Raw genomic sequence first — 18,887 nt, 5'->3', positions numbered from 1 at the left:
ACCCGCGCGCATCCTGCCTCCTGGCGGAGGCTGCCTGCAGAGCCAATGCTGATGCGGCTTTGCAAGCAGGTCTAATAGCAGTTCAGCGAAGGTCCCAATCCTGATTGCGCTCTGATGGCTTTGCGCCGCGCGCAGTGCTTGCCGCAAAAATAGCGGAGTAGCGATCAGGTCGCGCGGCACTTGTCGCAATCATCCCAAGGCAGGCATTCGCACACGCGCGGCAACTCGACATATTTGCTGCCGATCTGGACGATGCCTGCGGCGGGCGCGGCGGCTTTCGCTGGAGCCCGCCCTGACGCAGACGGCGCCGCGCTTGCAGACGCATCGCGCGGCGTCGGATTCCACTTCGCGAAAGGCGTCATGTCCGCCTTGTCCGCGACATACCACAGCTTGTTCGCTGCATCCCAGCGCGCACCTTGCTTCTTGGCGGCGTCTTTCTCTGCGAAGGGAACCTTCAGATTGAATTTCATGATGTGGCGGGGGTGAATGGCGAGGGCGGGATGATACGGGAAGGTCCGCCCACGTGGAGTGTTACTCCGTGGTTGCCCGTGCGAACAGCATTTACTAGGAGCGACCATATTTGGACGTTTCTTCAAGCATCCACAACTTGAAGGCCGTACTGGTTAGGAATGCGTTTGGCTCGTCGGAAATGAACATTTCGGCCTTCGAGTAAGCGTCGAATAACTGCCTCGTTGTCTGGAGCGAAGTGTTCTCCGAATACGATTTCTGCGATGTCTTCGGGGCTGTGCTCATACAGGCCGTGTCCTGCATATTTCTTGTTGGTGTCGTCTTTCCCAACGAAGACGATGCGGATTTCCTGCTCCCCCTTGAAGGCGTTGGATTTATGAGCGAATTGCTTTTGTCGCTCTCTACCTTGCTGTTTGTAATTACCACTATGTAGAAGTTTGAACTTGATTTTCTGGGGGCGGTTTCCGTATTCCACGCGATAGACATATCTCCAGCGTGGGACGTGCTCGTCTTTGTCCAAGGAGCAGGGCCTCAAATTTTTGAGGAGAGATTCAAGTCTGTAACCTATGGCTAATCCACCCAGCCCACATCCTCTCTCGTCGCCCCCGTAGAAAGACCACATGTGCAGGTTGTTTGCTGTTTCACAGAGACAGAAAATGCCACAGTCAGAAAATAGATCATTAACTACTTTTACGGCCCTTTCGTGATCATAGCCGGTGGTGTCTACATCTAGATCGGTGAAGGATTTTTTCTCGAACGGGTCGTTGAACGCAGCAGAGGGCGCGAAGTAGGCTTGGCTCATCAGCAAACTTTTGAGCGCTCGTTCATTGAATTGCCGGTATTTGTAGACAATCGTGCCTTTGTCAAACCCGTCATGAGGCACAAGAAATACATAGCTTTTGATCTCCTCCATGCTTAGCCTGCCCGCGCTCATCTAGGTTTTCCCCGATTCATGATGTATTGAGTAATGCCCGATCAAGCCCTCAGCCCTCGTACGCCTCCATCGGCACACAAGCGCAGAACAGATTCCGGTCGCCATACACATCATCAATGCGATTCACTGACGGCCAGAACTTGTTCTCACGCACATACAGCAGCGGGAAGACGGCTTCATCGCGGCTGTAGGGGCGTGTCCACTCCGTGCTGATCACATCGCTTTGGGTGTGCGGTGCATGCTTGAGCGGGTTGTTGTCAGGCGTGAAGGCCCCCGATTCGATGCGGCGGATTTCCTCGCGGATCGCCACCATTGCGGCGATGAAGCGATCCAGCTCGGCCTTGGATTCCGATTCGGTCGGCTCCACCATGATCGTGCCGGCCACCGGGAAGCTCATCGTCGGGGCGTGGAAGCCGTAGTCCATCAGGCGCTTGGCGATGTCGACTTCGCTGATACCGGTCGCCGCCTTGATCGGGCGGATGTCCAGAATGCATTCGTGGGCGACCCGGCCCTTGCTGCCGGTGTACAGCACCGGATAGTGCGCATCAAGCGCACGGGCGACGTAGTTGGCGTTGAGGATGGCGATTTCGGTGGCGCGCTTGAGCCCCGTGCCGCCCATCATGCGGATGTACATCCACGAGATCGGCAGGATGCTGGCTGAGCCAAAGGGCGCGGCAGATACCGCGCCTTGCCCGGCATGCAAACGGCCGTCTTCGCCGGTCGCGGCGACGACGTGGTCGGCCATGAAGGGCGCCAGATGCGCGGCCAGACCAATCGGGCCCATGCCGGGGCCGCCGCCGCCGTGCGGGATGCAGAAGGTCTTGTGCAGATTCATGTGGCTCACATCCGCGCCGATGGTGGCGGGCGAGGTGAGGCCGACCTGAGCGTTCAGATTCGCGCCATCCATGTAGACCTGACCGCCGGCTGCATGCACCAGCGCGCAGATTTCCTTGATGGCTTCCTCGAACACGCCGTGCGTGGAGGGGTAGGTGATCATCAGCGCGGCGAGCTTGTCCTTGTGCTGCTCGATCTTGGCTTTGAGATCGCTGACTTCGACGTTGCCGCTGTCATCACAGGCCACGACAACGACTTCCAGCCCGCACATTTGCGCGGTAGCCGGGTTGGTGCCATGCGCCGATTTCGGAATCAGGCAGATGGTGCGATGCGCGTCGCCGCGCGCCGCGTGGTAGCGGCGGATCGCCACGAGGCCGGCGTACTCGCCCTGCGCGCCGGAGTTGGGCTGCATGCAGATCGCCGGGAAGCCGGTGACCGCGCGCAGGTAGTCGGCGAGGCCTTCGATCATGTCGAGGTAACCCGTCACCTGCTCACGCGGGGCAAAGGGGTGGATGCGGCCGAACTCGGGCCAGGTCACCGGAATCATCTCGCTGGTGGCGTTGAGCTTCATGGTGCAGCTGCCGAGGCTGATCATCGAGTGATCGAGCGCCAGATCCTTGTTCTGCAGCTTCTTCAGGTAGCGCAGCATCTCGTGTTCGGTGTGATGCGTGTTGAACACCGGGTGGCTGAGGATGGTGCTCGTGCGCACGAGGCTGGCCGGAATGCTGGCGGGCAGGCTGGCGTCCAGCGTGTCGATGTCGTGCGCGGCGAAAGGCTTGGCCAACTCGCACACGTTGGCCAGCTTGCCGGCTTCGGCGAACACGTTGAGCAGGGCGAGCACTTCTTCGCGCGTCGTCGTCTCGTCAAAGCTCACCCCCAGCACCGAGGGGGAAACCTGGCGCAGGTTGTAGCCGGCGCGCTGGGCGGCCGAGAGGATGGCGGCGGTCTGCGTGCCGGTAGCGATATCCAGCGAATCGAAGAAAGATTTCGTGACCAGCTTGAAGCCGGTCTTGGCCACGCCCGCGGCGAAGATCGCGGCCAGGCGGTTGATGCGCCCGGCGATGGTCTTCAGGCCCACCGGGCCGTGATACACGGCATACATGCCGGCCATGTTGGCGAGCAGGACCTGCGAGGTGCAGATATTGGAGTTGGCTTTCTCGCGGCGGATGTGCTGCTCGCGGGTTTGCAGGGCCATGCGCAGTGCTGTCTTGCCGGCGACGTCTTTCGATACGCCGATGATGCGGCCCGCCATGCTGCGGGCATTCGATTCGTGGGTGGCGAAGAACGCGGCGTGCGGGCCGCCGAAGCCCATCGGCACGCCGAAGCGCTGGCCGGAGCCGAAAGCGATGTCCGCGCCCATCTCGCCGGGGCTCTTCAGCAGTACCAGCGCCATCAGGTCGGTGGCCACGGCCACAGCGGCGCCCTTGGCCTTGGCGGCAGCAATGATTTCACTGTAATCGGCGATCTCGCCCGTGACATTCGGGTACTGCAGGAGCATGCCGAAGAAGTCCGCCTGGCGCGCTTCTTCAGGCTGTCCGATGAGCAATTCGTAGCCAAAGTATTCGGCACGAGTCTTCACCACGTCGATGGTCTGCGGGAAACAGGCCGCGTCGATGAAGAACACATTGGACTTTGATTTCGACATGCGCCGCGCCATGGTCATGGCTTCGGCGGCGGCGGTGGCTTCGTCCAGCAGCGAGGCGTTGGCCAGTTCCAGCCCGGTCAGGTCACAGACCATCTGCTGCCAGTTCAGCAGGGCTTCGAGGCGGCCTTGGGCGATCTCGGCCTGGTAAGGCGTGTAAGCCGTGTACCAGCCCGGATTTTCCAGCACATTGCGCAGGATGACGCCCGGCGTCAGCGTGTCGTAGTAACCCATGCCGATCAGCGAACGCATGATGACGTTCTTGCCGGCAATCTCCTTGAGCTCGGCCAGTGCGACGTGTTCCGGCGTTGGCGCGGCAATCGGCAGCGGCTTTTCCAGCCGGATTGCGGCGGGCACGGTCTGCTCGATCAGGCCATCCACGCTGGGCGCGCCGATGGCAGCGAGCATGGAGGCGATTTCGGCTTCATTCGAGCCAATGTGGCGCTCGATGAAGGCGTCGCGGGCTTCGAGTTGGGTGAGGGATTGGGGCAGTTGGGACATGGTTTTCTCTGTGGGGCGTATAGGGTTTGTAGGGTGTCAATGAGCAACGCGAATTGCACCGGATTTGCCTCGTTGCGTGCGGTGCAATGCCCTTCGGTTATTGCACCCTACGTTTTTCGTTTGAACCGGATGACCACAAACACCAACCACACCCCGATCAGCAAGGCCGTGAGCCACTTGCCGCGCGTCAGCACGAGCATGGCGAGGCACATGCCCGCTGCGACGATGGCGTACTTCAGCAGTTCGTTGAGCGGGTCGCGATCAGGTTTTGGCATGGTGAGCTACCTTAATCCGTTCGTGCCGAGCGTCAGGAGCACAGCGAGTGGAGTCGAAGCAGGGGCGCGATGGTCTGCCCTTCGAATTCGCTGCGCTACGCTCAGGGCGAACGGGTTGGGGGATGTGGCTCACTGGTCAAAGACTTAGGCGTCGATGGCCTTGGCATAGCCGGCCGCATCCAGCAGCGCGTCGATGTCATCCAGGTTTGCCGGCTTGATCTTGAACAGCCAGGCGCCGTAGGGATCGCTGTTGACGCTGTCGGGTGCATCCACCGCAGCCGTGTTGGCTTCGATGATCTCGCCGGCGACCGGGGCGTAGATGTCGGAGGCGGCCTTGACGGATTCGACGACAGCGACTTCCTCACCTGCCTTCACGACGCGGCCAGCTTCCGGCAGCTCCAGAAAGACGATGTCGCCGAGGGCTTCCTGCGCGTGATCGGTGATGCCGATGGTCAGGGTGTTGTCCGGCTCCTTGCGGATCCATTCGTGGGATTCGGTGTAACGCAGCGTGGTCGGGATGCTCATGTCTTGCTCCTTGGATTGATCTTGTTTGGAAATGATGAAGTGGGTGATGAATCAGTTTGCTGCCTGAACCAGAACCTTGCCCTTGCGCACGAAGGACATCTTCGTCACGCGCGCTTTGAGCCGTTTGCCACGCACTTCGACTTCGACCGTGTCGCCCAGCGCCACGCCGACGGGCACGCGGGCAAAGGCGATGGAAGCGTTCATGCTCGGGGCGAAGCTGCCGCTGGTGGTTTCACCCGCGCCGTGCGTGGTGAACACTGGCATGTGGCTGCGCAAAACGCCACGGTCTTCGAGCAGCAGGCCGACGAGTTGTTGGGTGGGCGGATTGGCTTCCAGCGCGGCACGGCCGATGAAGTCGCGGCCGGTGGAGAAGTCGACCGTCCAGGCCAGACCGGACTCCAGCGGGCCGACGCTCTCGTCCATGTCCAGTCCGTAGAGGTTCATACCGGCTTCCAGACGCAGGGTGTCGCGCGCGCCGAGGCCGATGGGTGCGACGCCCTGGGCGCGCAGCGCGTTCCAGATTTCAATGGCTTGGCCGGCGGGGAAAATCAGCTCGAAACCAGACTCACCGGTGTAGCCCGTGCTGCAGAGCATGAGCTCGCCGAAGCGCGCGGCCTGGAAGTATTTGAGATGGCTGGATGCCGCTTCAGAGCCGGGCAGGGCGGCCCAGACCTTGGCCTGGGCGTTCGGCCCTTGCACGGCGATGATGGCCAGATCACGGCGCGGGTTGATCGTCACATTGCCGCCACCGGGCAGCTTGCCGGCCTGCTCACGCATCCAGGCCACGTCCTTGTCGGCGGTGCCGGCGTTGACCACGATGCGGTAGTCGTCGGCGGCGAAAAAGTAGACGATCAGGTCGTCGAGAATGCCGGCATCCTCTTTCAACATGCAGGAATACAGTGCCTTGCCCGGCTCGGTGAGCTTGGCAACGTTGTTGGCGAGCAGCTTCTGCAGGAAGGCCTGGGCGCCCGCGCCGCTAACGTCGATGGGCAGCATGTGCGAGACGTCGAACATGCCGGCGTCGGCGCGCACCTGCTTGTGCTCTTCAAGCTGCGAGCCGTAATGGATGGGCATGTCCCAGCCGGCGAAGTCGACGATCTTGGCGCCGGCGGCGAGGTGTGCGGGGTAGAGCGGAGTCTGCTTGGCCATGTTTCTCTCAGGGACAAATGAAAAAGGGCCGGACTCCTCGTGTGTGAGTGCGGCCCCCATCTGTCCTTGATACCTGAGAGATTGAAAAGCTGTGCTTTCCGTGCCCCTTCGGTGGGTACCCAAATTCCGGTTTGCAATCGGGCCGAGGCGCGAAGACGAGTCGCAGACAGTGCTGTAGCACGGTAAGACGACGTCGACAAAGTGTCGGTTCGATTTCAAACTGGAACGAGCACCGCTCTCCAGATTTGTGATCTTCGTCCGGTCCTTGATACCTGAGCGTTCCCGGGGGGTTGCGCCTTCGGCGGTCTTGCGACTCTCTCCCGAACGAGGCGCGAATGTAACCTGCCTTGGCGGCGAACTCAAGCCGGAGAAATGGAGTGTTAATGAGGGATGCCCGAAGAGCCGCGTGTAGTTTTGATCTTCGGGTGGTGTCTTTGTAGATCTCCGTCAGGCAAGGTCGTGCGGGTAGGGTGCTTGTAGATGTCCATCAGGCGCAGCTCTTCGAGCTGCTTGTGGGGTGTGGCGGATTGCTGGTGCGAGCGCCCACACGTGAAGCCTTGCGGATCGATCCGCGGCGGGGCAAGCCGGGCTGTTAAACTGTAGGCATGAGCTCAAGCATCAACGCCGATCTGCACTGTCACTCCACCGTTTCCGATGGTCTGCTTACGCCCACGGAACTCGTGCGTCGCGCCCACGCCAACGGCGTGAGCTTGCTGGCGCTGACGGATCACGATGAAACCGGCGGGCTGGACGAAGCGCGTGCCGAGGCCGATGTGCTGGGCCTGCGCTTCGTAAACGGCGTGGAGATTTCCGTCTCGATGGGCGACCAGACTGTGCATATCGTCGGGCTGGGTTTTGATGCCTCGAATGCCGCGCTGCTGGCCGGTCTGCAGCAGGTGCGCAGCGGCCGTGACGAGCGTGCGCAGCGTATGAGCGATGGCTTGGCGCAGATCGGGATTCGCGGTGTGCTGGAAGGTGCGCAAAAATATGTGGGCAATCCGGCGCTGGTCAGCCGAGCGCATTTCGCCCGCTATCTGGTCGAAATCGGCATCGCCCGCGACATGCCGAATGTGTTCGAACACTATCTGGTGCGCGGCAAGCCGGGCTTCGTCGAACACGAGTGGGCGAGTCTGGAAGATGCGCTGGGCTGGATTCACGGCGCGGGCGGTCTGGCCGTAATCGCGCATCCAGGGCGTACGCGGCTTTCCAAGGCCGAGATGATCACGTTGTATGAGAGCTTCAAGGCCTTGGGCGGCGAGGCTATCGAGGTGGTGTCGGGCTCGCAGTCTGGCGCCGAAGCGCTGGAATATGCGCGCATCGCGCGGCGTTATGGCTTTCTGGCGTCACGCGTGTCGGACTTTCATGGGCCGGGTGAAAGTCCGGTCGATCTGGGCAAGGCCGAGATCCTGCCGCCGGATTTGATGCCCGTGTGGGAGCGTTTGGTGTAAGGTTCCGCCTTCTTTTCCGTGCCCCTGCAGCCAGTTGCAGCAGATTGACGCCATGCCACAGCTATTTGAAATTCATCCCGAGCAACCGCAAGCTCGCCTGATCCGTCAGGCGGCGGAGATTCTGCGCAAGGGCGGCCTGATTGCCGTGCCGACCGATTGCGCCTATTCGCTGGTGGGTCTGACCGGTGATGCGGCCGTGCTGGATCGCATCCGGAAGATTCGTGGCGTGGATGAGCGTCACCACTTCACGCTGATGTGCCGCGACCTGTCGGAAATCGCGACCTATGCGCGTGTCGATAACGCCCAGTATCGTTTGCTCAAGGCGACTACGCCGGGCGCCTACACTTTCATTCTTGAAGGCACCAAGGAGCTGCCGCGCCGGGTATTGCACCCCAAGCGCAAGACCATCGGCCTGCGCGTGCCGGATCATCCGGTGCTCAGCGCTTTGCTGGCAGAACTGGGCGAGCCGCTGCTGTCCTCGACCTTGCTACTGCCTGATGAAGAATTGCCGCCGACCGACGCCGAAGAGATTCGTGATCGCCTGAAGAAGGTGCTGGATCTGGTGATTGACGCGGGCTCTTGCGGCCTTGAAGCGACGACGGTCGTCGATCTGACTTCCGGTGCACCGGAGTTGATCCGCGAGGGTAAGGGCGCTTTAGGGCCTTTGGGTCTGTAGCTTCATCTCAAATCAGGCCTGCCTTTGGCAACTTCGGCTGGTCGTGCTTCAGCACTGAGCCTCGTCTTTGCGGCTGCCTCGCTTTTGAAATGGAATAAAATAGCGATCTTATGGACAAGATAATTCTCGATATCGTCATCTGGGCAGTTCCCGTCGTGTTGGCGATTACACTGCACGAGGCGGCTCACGGCTATGTGGCGCGTATGTTCGGCGATCCGACTGCGCATTTGGCAGGGCGGATTACGCTCAACCCGATCAAGCACGTCGATCTGGTGGGGACCTTGTTGGTACCGGGAGGTATTGTGCTGATGAACGCCATCACCGGCGCCAGTTTTCCGCCTTTCGGTTGGGCCAAACCAGTGCCGGTGGATTTCAATCGTTTGCGTAGTCCGAAGGCCGATATGCTGTGGGTGGCTGCGGCTGGCCCAGCATCGAATTTTGTACAGGCAATTGTTTGGGCACTACTGATCGGGTTTCTGATTCGCTGGCAGAGTTCGCCAGATTCACTCTGGTTTGATCTGGCCCAGCGCGGCATGTTGGTGAATGTCGGCCTCATGTTGATCAATCTGGTTCCCATCCCGCCGCTGGATGGCGGGCGCATTGCGGTCAGCCTGCTGCCGATGCGACAGGCGATTGCCTGGTCACGTCTCGAACCTTACGGTTTTTATATCCTGATTGGCTTGCTGTATTTCGGTGTGCTTGATTACGTGTTGCGCTATGTTGCGCGCCCGATTTTGTCATTCCTGCTGTTTTTTACCGGAGTCTGAGCTTCGTGGTCCGGCAACGCGTTTTCTACGACTGAGTGCAGCATGACGAGTTCTGTGACCCAGGTTGACCAAGCTGCCCCCGAGCTGCCGCTGCGCTTTCACGCGCGGATTCATGGCGAATCGATGCTGGCAATGCCGACGGATCTGTATATTCCGCCGGATGCGCTGGAGGTGTTTCTCGACACTTTTGAAGGGCCACTGGATTTGTTGTTGTACCTGATCCGGCGCGCCAGCCTGAATATTCTGGACATCCAGATGGCGCCGCTGACCGCGCAGTATCTGGTGTATGTCGAGGCGATGCGTTCGACCAATCTGGAGCTGGCGGCGGACTATCTGTTGATGGCAGCGACGCTGCTCGATATCAAGTCGCGCATGTTGCTACCCAAGCCGCCACGCGAAAAGGCTGAGGACAGCGAGCTGGATCCGCGCGCCGAGCTGGTGCGCCGGCTGATGGAATACGAGCGCATGAAGCGCAGCGCGCAGCAGCTGGAGCGGATGCCGCGTGCCGAACGGGATTTCGAGTGGGTGGCCGTGCATGTTGCCGAGAAGACGGTGGAGCGTTTGCCGGATATCGACCTGATTGATCTGCAGACGGCCTGGCTGGCGCTGCTGCGTCGAGCCAAGTTGAACCAGAATCACCATATTCAGCGCGAGGAATTGTCGGTGCGCGAGCACATGACCCTGATTCTGCGGCGCCTGCAGGGCGCAGGCGATGTGGCGTTTGAGGATCTGTTTGACTTTACGCATGGTGTGGCCAGCTTGGTGGTGGGCTTTCTGGCGGTGCTGGAACTGGTCAAGGAAAGGCTGGCGCTGGTGACCCAGAATGCGCCGATGGAAGCGATCTATGTCCGAATCAATGAATCCGCAAATGTCCGAGCAGCCTGAGCAAAACGCCGAACCGATCGATGAGTCGCCGTTGGCCGAGATGCCGGGGGAGGCTGCGTTTGGCGGGATCGATGTGAAGCTGGCCAAGCAGGTGATCGAGGCGGCGCTGCTGTCGACGACCGAACCGCTGAGCGCGGCAGTGCTGCGGCGCCTGTTCGAGCCCGATATCGGTGCCGAGCTGATGGGGCGTTTGCTGGTCGATCTGCAGGCGGACTGGCAGGGGCGCAGCGCCGAGCTTTTGCGCCTGGCGACGGGCTGGCGGTTTCAGACCCGGGAGGCTTTGCAGCCGTATCTGGATCGTTTGAAAGAAACCCGCGCGCCGCGTTATTCGCGCGCGGTGCTGGAAACCTTGGCAATCATCGTGTATCGTCAGCCCGTTACTCGCGGAGACATTGAAGATATCCGCGGGGTCACGGTCTCCAGCCAGATAGTTAAATTGTTGGAAACCCGCGGTTGGATCGACACGATTGGTCACCGCGATACCCCGGGCCGCCCGGCCCTTTATGCCACCACGAAGAAATTCTTGGATGATCTCGGCCTGCGCAGCCTGACTGAGCTGCCACCTTTGGCCGAGCTAGAAGGAGTATTAGATCTTGTCGACACCGCCCAAGCCGCGTCGTCCACGCCCGCCGAACAGCCCGATCCGTCCCTCGACGACGACAGGCAATCGCTCGCGTAACAACAATCACGCCGGCGCACGCCGCCCGGCTGCACCGTCCGTACCGGATATCGATTTTGATTCGCCCGATTTCATCGAAGGCGAACACGACGGCCAACTTGCGTTTCTGAGCGTGCTGGAACAACCCGCCAATCCCGAGCTGGCTGGCGGCGCACGCCGTGGCCGTTGGGGCGCTGCGGTCGATGAAATGGCCGGTCGCAAAGGCACGACGGTGATCGATGCGCCGAACGAGCGCATCCAGAAAGTGTTGGCGCAGGCCGGCTATGCGTCGCGTCGCGAGCTTGAGGAGTGGATTACCGCCGGCCGCGTCAGCGTGAATGGCGAGCCCTCCTTTCTGGGTCAGAAAATCGGCCCCGGTGATCGCGTCAAGGTGAACGGCAAGATGGTGAATCTGCGCTTTGCGGCTGAGCTGCAGAAACGTGGTTCACGCGTGCTGGTTTATCACAAGCCGGAAGGCGAGATCGTTTCCAAGGACGATCCGGAAGGTCGTCCGAGCGTGTTTGATCGTTTGCCGGCCATCAACAAGGGGCGCTGGATCGCGATTGGCCGTCTGGATTTCAATACCTCCGGCTTGCTGTTGTTTACCGATGACGGCGATCTGGCCAACCGCATGATGCATCCGCGTTACGAGATCGAGCGCGAGTACGCGGTGCGTTTGCTGGGTGAATTGACGGATGAGCAGATCAAGCAGCTCACCGACGGGATTCAGCTTGAAGATGGCATGGCCAAGTTTGCGACTCTGCGCGACGAAGGTGGTGAAGGTTCCAATCACTGGTATCGCGTCACTCTGTCGGAAGGGCGCAATCGCGAAGTGCGGCGCATGTTCGAAACCATTGGCCTGACGGTTAGTCGTTTGATGCGCGTGCGCTACGGGCAGGTTGAACTGCCGAGTCGCCTCAAGCGCGGTATGTACGAAGAGATGTCGGCGGAGCAGGTTGCCGTGCTGACCGGCAAGCCGGTTGAGCAGCGCCAGCAGCGTCCGGAAGACAAGCGTGCGCCCAAGGGTCCGCGTAGTACCCGCCCACACGTTAAACAGGCTGGGCCACGCCCGGAAGGCGCGCCGGCTGAAGGACGTCGGGGCGAGGGTGGTGGCAATCGTGATGGTCGTCGTGGCGGAGCAAATCGCCAGCGCCCGCGACCTGAAGGCGCTCCGCGCGTCGAGGGCGCGCCGGCTGAGGGTGCGAGTGCTGAGGCGCGTCCTGAAGGCACTAATCGTGATGGCCGTCGCGGCGGCAATCGCCAACGTCCGCGTGCGGAAGGGCCTCGCGCAGAAGGCGCTCCGGTTGAAGCTGTGAGTGTTGAGGGCGGGGGCGACAAGCCCGCCAGCAGCAAGCGTCGTCGGCCACGTGGGCCTCGGCGCAATAAACCGGCTGCTGTGGAAAGCGCGTAAACATTGCCTGTGCGGGCAGGGTGCTTGGTCAGGTCCGCCAGGCGTGGTGTTTCAGGGGGCATGCATTCAGGGATTGCGTGTATGCCAACAGACCTTGGCATGCCGTGGCGATTTACTGTGCGGCGGCGATGTGCTAGAATCCGCGCGTTTTGTTGATTCCCGTCGGCCTTTTGGCCGGCTTAAGTAATCAAGATGGGCTTTGTGCCCATTTTTTATTTGTGGCGCCGGAATGGATCTTGTACAGCTAGTAGAACAAACGCTCAGTGGTATGGGCTACGAATTGGTGGATATCGAAATGTCGCCCAAAGGGCGTGTTTTGCGTATTTTCATGGATATCGAGCGTGGCATTGTGGTGGAAGATTGCGCTGCAGTGAGTAATCAGTTGACGCGTTTGTTCGAAGTTGAGCAGTTCGAGTACGACCGTCTTGAGGTGTCTTCGCCGGGCTTGGATAGACCGTTGAAGAAGGCTGCGGATTTTGAACGTTTTGCGGGGCAGCAAGCGCAGGTTCGGACCCGTTTGCCGATTGGTAATCAACGTAATTTTGCAGGGGTTCTGCTGGGTATGCGCGATGGTGCAGTGATCCTTCAGACCGAAAAAAGTGAGGTCGTTTTGCCACTGGATCAAGTGGAAAAAGCGCGCCTGGTACCCAAATTTTGATGAATTCGCTTTCAGGGGATTGAAATAATGAGCCGCGAAGTTTTGCTGCTTGTCGATGCGTTGGCACGTGAAAAGAACGTTGCCAAGGATATCGTCTTTGCTGCGCTGGAAATGGCGTTGGCATCTGCTACCAAGAAGTGGATTCACGAGGAAGCCGAAGTGCGCGTGTCGATTGACCGCGAATCCGGCGACTATGAGTCTTTCCGTCGCTGGCTGGTGCTGCCCGATGCTGAGGTTGAAAACGATGAGGCCCAGATGGGTCTGATCGATGCTCGCGAACAGTTCCCGGATATTGAAGTCGGTGAGTACGTCGAAGAGGCGCTGGAGCCGATTGACTTCGGTCGTATCGGTGCCCAGGCCGCCAAGCAGGTGATTCTGCAGAAGATCCGTGACGCCGAGCGCGAGCAGATCCTCAATGACTTCCTGGATCGTGGCGAGCATCTGGTGACGGGTAGCATCAAGCGCATGGAGCGCGGCAATGCTATCGTCGAAGTCGGCCGCATGGAGGCTGTGCTGCCGCGCGATCAGCAGATTCCGAAAGAAAATCTGCGTGTCGGCGACCGCGTGCGTGCTTTCTTGTTGCGTATTGATCGTGGTGCACGTGGTCCGCAGTTGGTGCTCTCGCGCAGCGCTCCGGATTTCATCACTTATCTCTTCGAACTTGAAGTTCCGGAGATGGAAGATGGTCTGCTGGAAATCAAGGCTGCCGCGCGTGACCCTGGCTTGCGTGCCAAGATTGCCGTGAAGTCGAATGATCAGCGAATTGATCCGATCGGTACCTGTGTGGGCTTGCGCGGTTCGCGCGTCACCGCCGTGCGTAACGAGCTGGGTGGCGAGAACGTCGATATCGTGCTGTGGTCTGCCGATCCGGCGCAGTTCGTGATCAGCGCCTTGGCACCGGCCGAAGTCAGCTCCATCGTGGTCGACGAAGAGTCACACAGCATGGATGTGGTGGTGGATGAAGGCAATCTGGCGATGGCGATTGGTCGTGGTGGTCAGAACGTCAAGCTGGCTTCCGAGCTGACTGGCTGGAACATCAACCTGATGACCGAAGCTGCTGCCGCGCAGAAGAGCGGGGAAGAGCAGGGGCGTTTGCTGGCCTTGTTCTGCGCGAAGCTGGATGTGGATGAAGAAGTTGCCTCTATCCTGATCGAAGAGGGGTTCTCTTCGCTGGAAGAGGTGGCTTATGTGCCGCTAGCCGAAATGCTGGAAATCGAAGCTTTTGACGAAGATACCGTTAATGAGCTGCGTCAGCGTGCGCGGAATGTGCTGCTGACCGAAGCGATTGTGAGTGAAGAACAGCTGGAAGGCGTGGCAGATGATCTGCTCAGTCTTGAAGGTATGGATAATCCGCTGGCGGCCAAGTTGGCCCAAGGCAGTGTAAAGACTCGCGAGGATCTGGCCGATCTCGCGGTGGACGAACTGGTGGAAATCGGTGGTATCGATGAAGCCCGTGCCAAGGATCTGATTACCAAGGCGCGTGCGCACTGGTTCGTGTAAGTAAGCGGGGAGAAGTACACAATGGCGCAACTAAGCGTGGCGGAATTTGCCACGGAATTGAAAATGCCGGCGCCGGCTTTGCTCGAACAATTCGAGAAGGCTGGTGTGGCGAAGTCTGGTCCGAGCGATGCAGTGAGTGAGCAGGACAAGGCTCGTCTGCTGGAATACCTGCGCAAATCGCATGGCGATACCACTGGCAAGTCGAAAATTACGCTGACGCGTAAGCAGACGACCGAAATCAAGGCCGCTGATTCGACGGGCAAGGCCCGTACGATTCAGGTGGAAGTGCGTAAAAAACGCACCTTCGTCAAGCGCGACGATTCTGATGAATCTGCGGACGGGGCGTCTGAAGAGCAGGATGTGCTTGCTGTGGCATCGGCTGACGATGCGCAGGAGTATGTTGCGCCAGTGGAAAAAGAGGTGGTCGCTGAGTTCGTGCCTGAGCCTGAGCCCGTTGTCGAGCCTGAGCCCGTTGTCGAGCCTGAGCCCGAGCCGGTTGTTGTGCCAGAACCTGAGCCCATTGTTGAACCTGAGCCGGTTGCCGCTCCGGCTGCTGTCGCTGAACCAGAGCTTGTTGCACCTGTGGTCGAGGCTGCTCCGCGCGTGGAAACCGCACGTGAACGTGACGAACGACGTCACCGTGAATTGCTCGCCCACCAAGCGGCCGAGAAGCGCGAGAAGGAAGCTCAGATTGTGGCGCGCAAGCTGGCCGAAGAGGCTGCTGTGCGCAAAGCTGCTGAAGCCAAGGTGAAAGCAGAGGCCGATGCGGTTATTGCACAGGCCAAGGCTGCCAAAGCCGCCAAGGCTGAAACTGCTCGCAAGGACGGTACTTTGCACAAGCCGGCCAAGGCCGCTGATGCACCGAAAAAACCGGCTGCTCCTGCCAAGACCGCATGGACTGATGATGCCAAGAAGCGTGGCGGGATCAAGACGCGTGGCGACACGACGGGCGGCACTGCAAACTGGCGTGGCGGTCCGCGTGGTGGTAGCCGTCATGGCAACCGTCATGGTGCTGACAGCGCGACGCAATTCCAGGCTCCGACTGAGCCCGTGGTGCGTGAAGTGCATGTGCCTGAAACCATTTCAGTGGCCGATCTGGCGCACAAAATGGCCGTAAAGGCGACCGAAGTCATCAAGAAAATGATGATGATGGGTCAGATGGTGACGATCAATCAGGTGCTGGATCAGGAAACCGCGATGATTATCGTGGAGGAAATGGGCCATCAGGCACTGGCTGCCAAGCTTGATGATCCGGAAGCCTTCCTGGTAGTTGATGGCGAAACCAAAGACTTTGAGCTGATCCACCGTGCGCCGGTCGTGACCATCATGGGCCACGTGGACCACGGCAAGACCTCATTGCTCGACTATATCCGGCGCGCCAAGGTGGCTGCAGGTGAGGCTGGCGGGATTACGCAGCACATTGGTGCTTACCACGTAGAAACCCCGCGCGGCATGATCACCTTTCTCGATACGCCGGGTCACGAGGCCTTTACGGCCATGCGTGCCCGGGGTGCCAAGGCGACCGATATCGTGATTCTGGTGGTGGCGGCGGATGACGGCGTGATGCCGCAGACCAAGGAAGCTATTCACCATGCCAAGGCTGCGGGCGTGCCTCTGGTTGTGGCGGTGAACAAGATTGACAAGCCGGATGCCAACCCTGAGCGCGTCAAGCAGGAACTGGTGACTGAGGGTGTGGTGCCGGAAGAGTACGGTGGTGATTCGCCGTTCTGTCAGGTGTCGGCCAAGACGGGTCTGGGTATCGACGAGTTGCTCGAAAATATCCTGCTGCAAGCCGAAGTACTGGAGCTGACGGCCGCGATTGATTCGCCGGCCAAGGGCCTGATTATTGAGGCGCGCCTGGATAAGGGACGTGGTCCGGTCGCCACCATGCTGGTGCAAAGCGGCACGCTGCGGCGCGGCGATACGGTGTTGGCTGGCGCTGCCTTCGGCAAGATCCGTGCAATGCTGGATGAGAACGGCAAGGCGATCAACGAAGCGGGCCCTTCGATTCCAGTCGAAATTCTTGGCCTGTCCGAAGTGCCGTCTGCGGGCGATGAAGTCATGGTGATGGCTGACGAGCGCAAGGCGCGTGAAATTGCCCAGTTCCGTCAGGGCAAGTATCGCGATGTGAAGCTCGCCAAACAGCAGGCCGCCAAGCTCGAAACGCTGATGGATCAGATGACGGAAGGCGAAGTCAAGTCGCTGAACCTGATTGTCAAGGCCGATGTGCAGGGTTCGCAAGAGGCTTTGGTGCAGTCGCTGCAGAAGCTGTCTACGGGCGAAGTGCGGGTCAATGTCATTCATGCCGCAGTGGGCGGGATTTCGGAGTCGGACGTCAATCTGGCTCAGGCATCGCAAGCGGTCATCATCGGCTTCAATACCCGGGCGGACGCGAATTCGCGCAAGTTGGCTGAGAACTTCGGTGTGGATATCCGCTACTACAACATCATCTATGCGGCTGTAGATGAAGTGAAGTCTGCGCTGTCTGGCATGTTGGCACCTGAAAAACGTGAGCAGATCACGGGTTCGGTCGAAATTCGTCAGGTTATCGTTATCTCCAAGGTTGGCTCGATTGCCGGTTGTTACGTGCTGGATGGCACGATCAAGCGCAATTCACGTGTGCGCCTGTTGCGTAATCACGTGGTGCAATTTGACGGCGAACTTGAGTCGCTCAAGCGCTTCAAGGATGACGTCAAGGAAGTCAAGACGGGTTACGAGTGCGGTCTGTCGCTCAAGAACTACAACGATATTCAGGAAGGCGATCTGCTGGAGGTTTACGAAATCCAGGAAATCGCTCGTAGCCTGTAATCGGGTTGCGCTGCAAGCTGTAACGCAAGCGGGCCCTGCGGGGCCTGTTTGCATTGAAACAGGAGGCTGTCATGCCCAAGGAATTTTCACGCGGCACTCGCGTAGCCGAGCAAATCAAGCGCGAGCTGGCCGAACTGATCCGCTTGGAAGTAAAAGATCCGCGTGTGGGTTTCATCTCTCTGACGGATGTTGAGCTCACGCCGGATTATGCTCACGCCAAGATATTTTTCACCTCGATGTATGGTGAAGAGGGTCTGGATGAGATTTTGCATGGTTTGCGCCGGGCCAGCGGCTTCTTGCGTCGCGAACTGGGTAAGCGCGTGCGTATCCATACCAGTCCGGAACTTCATTTTGCGTATGACAACTCTGTGGTCGAGGGCAGTCGCTTGTCCGCGTTGATTGATAAAGCTGTTGCGGAAGACAAGGCTCTGCGTGGCGATGAAGAGGCGGATGAGCTACCCACCTCAGATCAAGCGCCAACGGCATGAATCAGGCCCCTGTCCGCAAACGTTGGCAAATCGTTGACGGCGTATTGCTGCTCGATAAGCCCGGCGGCTTGAGTTCCAATGACGCCCTGCAAAAGGCGCGACGCTTGTTTTCTGCCGCCAAGGCCGGGCATACCGGCACCTTGGATCCTATGGCAACGGGCTTGTTGGCCCTGTGTTTCGGAGAGGCAACGAAGTTCTCGAATCGTCTGCTTGAAGCTGACAAGACCTATGCGGCGACCCTGCGCCTGGGGGTTACGACCACGACCGGAGATGCCGAGGGTGAGGTGCTTGAGGAGCGTCCGGTTACTGTTGATGCCGCGGTCGTTCATGCGGCCTGTGCCGGCTTTCTCGGTGAGATCGAGCAGGTGCCACCGATGTATTCGGCGCTCAAGCACCAGGGCAAGGCTTTGTACGAATATGCGCGTCAGGGCATCGAAATCGAACGCGCTTCACGCCGGGTGACGATTCGGTCGCTGGATGTGACGCGGGTGGGCAGTTTTGAGGTGGATATCATTGTTCGCTGCAGCAAAGGCACTTATGTGCGTACCTTGGCCGAGGATATTGGTGAGGTTTTGGGGTGTGGTGCACATCTGACGGCCTTGCGGCGTACTTCAATTGGCAGTCTGCAGCTGGCTGACGCTTTGACGCTGGAGCAGATAGCGGCAATTGACGAAGGCGCTCGCCGTCCCTTGTTGGCGTCGCCTGACGCTTTGTTGGCGCACCTGCCTGCCGTCCAGCTGGATATGGAGACGCGACGTTTGTTTTTACACGGACAGGCTGTGCGAGTGGCAGCGCCCACTGGCGAAGTACGGGTGTACGGGCCGGAGTTTCTGGGGCTTGCGCAGACCGAAGGTGATGGATGTATTAAACCGGTTCGGCTGATTGCCTTTCCGGAAGTTTGAGATTTATGAAGCGCTTGTGTTGTCCGGGGTGTTTCCCGTACAATCGCGGGCTTACCAAAAGCACAAACCTGAAGAGATACAAGAATGACTATTGCTACCGCACAAAAGGCGCAAATCGTTGCCGACTATCAGCGTGCTCCGGGCGACACCGGCTCTCCTGAAGTCCAAGTCGCACTGCTGACCGCCCGCATCAATGGTTTGACCGACCACTTCAAGGCCAACGTCAAAGATCACCACTCCCGCCGTGGTCTGCTCAAGATGGTGAGCCTTCGTCGCAAGCTGCTGGACTATTACAAAAGCAAAAATCTTCAGGGCTATCGCGCCCTGATCGAGCGTCTCGGCCTGCGTAAGTAATGCA

At 59.5% G+C, this 18,887-nt stretch carries 18 protein-coding genes and 2 riboswitches; of the genes, 12 read left to right on the top strand and 6 right to left on the bottom strand.

What is annotated here, in order from left to right; translation table 11 throughout:
• Positions 1-164: 164 nt before the first annotated feature.
• From ABXR19_RS01380 to gcvT, 6 genes are all read right to left on the bottom strand, one after another.
• Positions 165-470 (bottom strand): DUF5710 domain-containing protein, encoded by a 306-nt coding sequence (locus tag ABXR19_RS01380; RefSeq protein ID WP_354599279.1) that lies wholly within the window; start codon positions 468-470, stop codon positions 165-167.
• Between the two features lie 122 nt (positions 471-592).
• Entirely contained in the window at positions 593-1,381 is a 789-nt protein-coding gene (locus ABXR19_RS01375) for a DUF2971 domain-containing protein (protein WP_354599278.1), read from the bottom strand.
• A 70-nt stretch (positions 1,382-1,451) separates the two neighbouring features.
• Positions 1,452-4,379: an aminomethyl-transferring glycine dehydrogenase gene (gene gcvP / locus ABXR19_RS01370; protein ID WP_354599277.1), complete on the bottom strand. Its 2,928-nt coding sequence runs from the start codon at positions 4,377-4,379 to the stop codon at positions 1,452-1,454.
• A 107-nt stretch (positions 4,380-4,486) separates the two neighbouring features.
• Positions 4,487-4,654: a hypothetical protein gene (locus tag ABXR19_RS01365; RefSeq protein WP_354599276.1), complete on the bottom strand. Its 168-nt coding sequence runs from the start codon at positions 4,652-4,654 to the stop codon at positions 4,487-4,489.
• A 144-nt stretch (positions 4,655-4,798) separates the two neighbouring features.
• Positions 4,799-5,179: a glycine cleavage system protein GcvH gene (gcvH, locus tag ABXR19_RS01360; RefSeq protein WP_354599275.1), complete on the bottom strand. Its 381-nt coding sequence runs from the start codon at positions 5,177-5,179 to the stop codon at positions 4,799-4,801.
• Between the two features lie 51 nt (positions 5,180-5,230).
• Positions 5,231-6,328 (bottom strand): glycine cleavage system aminomethyltransferase GcvT, encoded by a 1,098-nt coding sequence (gene gcvT, locus ABXR19_RS01355; protein ID WP_354599274.1) that lies wholly within the window; start codon positions 6,326-6,328, stop codon positions 5,231-5,233.
• 50 nt (positions 6,329-6,378) lie between these two features.
• Positions 6,379-6,577, bottom strand: a riboswitch (glycine riboswitch).
• A riboswitch (glycine riboswitch) is annotated at positions 6,578-6,661 on the bottom strand.
• A 272-nt stretch (positions 6,662-6,933) separates the two neighbouring features.
• Here gcvT and ABXR19_RS01350 point away from each other — a divergent pair.
• From ABXR19_RS01350 to rpsO, 12 genes are all read left to right on the top strand, one after another.
• Positions 6,934-7,776 (top strand): 3',5'-nucleoside bisphosphate phosphatase, encoded by an 843-nt coding sequence (locus tag ABXR19_RS01350; RefSeq protein WP_354599273.1) that lies wholly within the window; start codon positions 6,934-6,936, stop codon positions 7,774-7,776.
• Positions 7,777-7,828: 52 nt separating this feature from the next.
• Positions 7,829-8,452 carry an L-threonylcarbamoyladenylate synthase gene (locus ABXR19_RS01345; protein ID WP_354599272.1) on the top strand — a complete coding sequence of 208 codons (624 nt, stop codon included), beginning with the start codon at positions 7,829-7,831 and terminating at the stop codon, positions 8,450-8,452.
• 110 nt (positions 8,453-8,562) lie between these two features.
• The gene (locus tag ABXR19_RS01340) at positions 8,563-9,219 is read left to right on the top strand and encodes a site-2 protease family protein (protein WP_354599271.1); all 657 of its coding nucleotides are present in this window, start codon (positions 8,563-8,565) and stop codon (positions 9,217-9,219) included.
• 42 nt (positions 9,220-9,261) lie between these two features.
• Complete coding sequence (locus ABXR19_RS01335) at positions 9,262-10,104, top strand: segregation and condensation protein A (protein WP_354599270.1); 843 nt, start codon at positions 9,262-9,264, stop codon at positions 10,102-10,104.
• A 40-nt stretch (positions 10,105-10,144) separates the two neighbouring features.
• Positions 10,145-10,783 (top strand): SMC-Scp complex subunit ScpB, encoded by a 639-nt coding sequence (gene scpB / locus ABXR19_RS01330; protein WP_354599353.1) that lies wholly within the window; start codon positions 10,145-10,147, stop codon positions 10,781-10,783.
• Positions 10,698-12,173, top strand: coding sequence for a 23S rRNA pseudouridine(2605) synthase RluB (gene rluB / locus ABXR19_RS19670; protein ID WP_435594290.1), 1,476 nt, complete (start codon positions 10,698-10,700; stop codon positions 12,171-12,173). The genes scpB and rluB overlap by 86 nt, the downstream gene beginning before the upstream one ends.
• 229 nt (positions 12,174-12,402) lie before the next feature.
• Positions 12,403-12,831 carry a ribosome maturation factor RimP gene (gene rimP, locus ABXR19_RS01320; protein ID WP_354599269.1) on the top strand — a complete coding sequence of 143 codons (429 nt, stop codon included), beginning with the start codon at positions 12,403-12,405 and terminating at the stop codon, positions 12,829-12,831.
• Positions 12,832-12,858: 27 nt separating this feature from the next.
• A complete protein-coding gene (gene nusA / locus ABXR19_RS01315) occupies positions 12,859-14,331 on the top strand; it encodes a transcription termination factor NusA (RefSeq protein ID WP_354599268.1) in 1,473 nt (490 codons plus the stop codon).
• Positions 14,332-14,352: 21 nt separating this feature from the next.
• A complete protein-coding gene (infB, locus tag ABXR19_RS01310) occupies positions 14,353-17,139 on the top strand; it encodes a translation initiation factor IF-2 (RefSeq protein WP_354599267.1) in 2,787 nt (928 codons plus the stop codon).
• A 71-nt stretch (positions 17,140-17,210) separates the two neighbouring features.
• Entirely contained in the window at positions 17,211-17,627 is a 417-nt protein-coding gene (gene rbfA / locus ABXR19_RS01305; RefSeq protein WP_354599266.1) for a 30S ribosome-binding factor RbfA, read from the top strand.
• Positions 17,624-18,529 (top strand): tRNA pseudouridine(55) synthase TruB, encoded by a 906-nt coding sequence (truB, locus tag ABXR19_RS01300; RefSeq protein ID WP_354599265.1) that lies wholly within the window; start codon positions 17,624-17,626, stop codon positions 18,527-18,529. Before rbfA ends, truB begins: the two co-directional genes overlap by 4 nt.
• 84 nt (positions 18,530-18,613) lie before the next feature.
• Positions 18,614-18,883, top strand: a complete 270-nt coding sequence (rpsO, locus tag ABXR19_RS01295; RefSeq protein ID WP_354599264.1) for a 30S ribosomal protein S15 — start codon at positions 18,614-18,616, stop codon at positions 18,881-18,883.
• The last annotated feature ends 4 nt before the right edge of the window (positions 18,884-18,887 follow it).

Origin of the sequence: Uliginosibacterium flavum, assembly GCF_040566545.1 — a bacterium.
Taxonomy (GTDB): domain Bacteria; phylum Pseudomonadota; class Gammaproteobacteria; order Burkholderiales; family Rhodocyclaceae; genus Uliginosibacterium; species Uliginosibacterium flavum.
The sequence above is the reverse complement of the archived record's forward strand: the minus strand, read 5'-3'. Positions and strand labels throughout refer to the sequence as shown.

Excerpts from the sequence above, each read along its gene's own strand:
- gcvP (WP_354599277.1), bottom strand. The coding sequence starts at position 4,379 with ATGTCCCAACTGCCCCAATCCCTCACCCAACTCGAAGCCCGCGACGCC.
- ABXR19_RS01380 (WP_354599279.1), bottom strand. The coding sequence starts at position 470 with ATGAAATTCAATCTGAAGGTTCCCTTCGCAGAGAAAGACGCCGCCAAG.
- ABXR19_RS01335 (WP_354599270.1), top strand. The coding sequence starts at position 9,262 with ATGACGAGTTCTGTGACCCAGGTTGACCAAGCTGCCCCCGAGCTGCCG.
- ABXR19_RS01350 (WP_354599273.1), top strand. The coding sequence starts at position 6,934 with ATGAGCTCAAGCATCAACGCCGATCTGCACTGTCACTCCACCGTTTCC.
- nusA (WP_354599268.1), top strand. The coding sequence starts at position 12,859 with ATGAGCCGCGAAGTTTTGCTGCTTGTCGATGCGTTGGCACGTGAAAAG.
- ABXR19_RS01365 (WP_354599276.1), bottom strand. The coding sequence starts at position 4,654 with ATGCCAAAACCTGATCGCGACCCGCTCAACGAACTGCTGAAGTACGCC.
- infB (WP_354599267.1), top strand. The coding sequence starts at position 14,353 with ATGGCGCAACTAAGCGTGGCGGAATTTGCCACGGAATTGAAAATGCCG.
- truB (WP_354599265.1), top strand. The coding sequence starts at position 17,624 with ATGAATCAGGCCCCTGTCCGCAAACGTTGGCAAATCGTTGACGGCGTA.
- rbfA (WP_354599266.1), top strand. The coding sequence starts at position 17,211 with ATGCCCAAGGAATTTTCACGCGGCACTCGCGTAGCCGAGCAAATCAAG.
- gcvT (WP_354599274.1), bottom strand. The coding sequence starts at position 6,328 with ATGGCCAAGCAGACTCCGCTCTACCCCGCACACCTCGCCGCCGGCGCC.
- ABXR19_RS01345 (WP_354599272.1), top strand. The coding sequence starts at position 7,829 with ATGCCACAGCTATTTGAAATTCATCCCGAGCAACCGCAAGCTCGCCTG.
- rimP (WP_354599269.1), top strand. The coding sequence starts at position 12,403 with ATGGATCTTGTACAGCTAGTAGAACAAACGCTCAGTGGTATGGGCTAC.
- gcvH (WP_354599275.1), bottom strand. The coding sequence starts at position 5,179 with ATGAGCATCCCGACCACGCTGCGTTACACCGAATCCCACGAATGGATC.
- ABXR19_RS01340 (WP_354599271.1), top strand. The coding sequence starts at position 8,563 with ATGGACAAGATAATTCTCGATATCGTCATCTGGGCAGTTCCCGTCGTG.
- scpB (WP_354599353.1), top strand. The coding sequence starts at position 10,145 with ATGCCGGGGGAGGCTGCGTTTGGCGGGATCGATGTGAAGCTGGCCAAG.
- rpsO (WP_354599264.1), top strand. The coding sequence starts at position 18,614 with ATGACTATTGCTACCGCACAAAAGGCGCAAATCGTTGCCGACTATCAG.
- ABXR19_RS01375 (WP_354599278.1), bottom strand. The coding sequence starts at position 1,381 with ATGGAGGAGATCAAAAGCTATGTATTTCTTGTGCCTCATGACGGGTTT.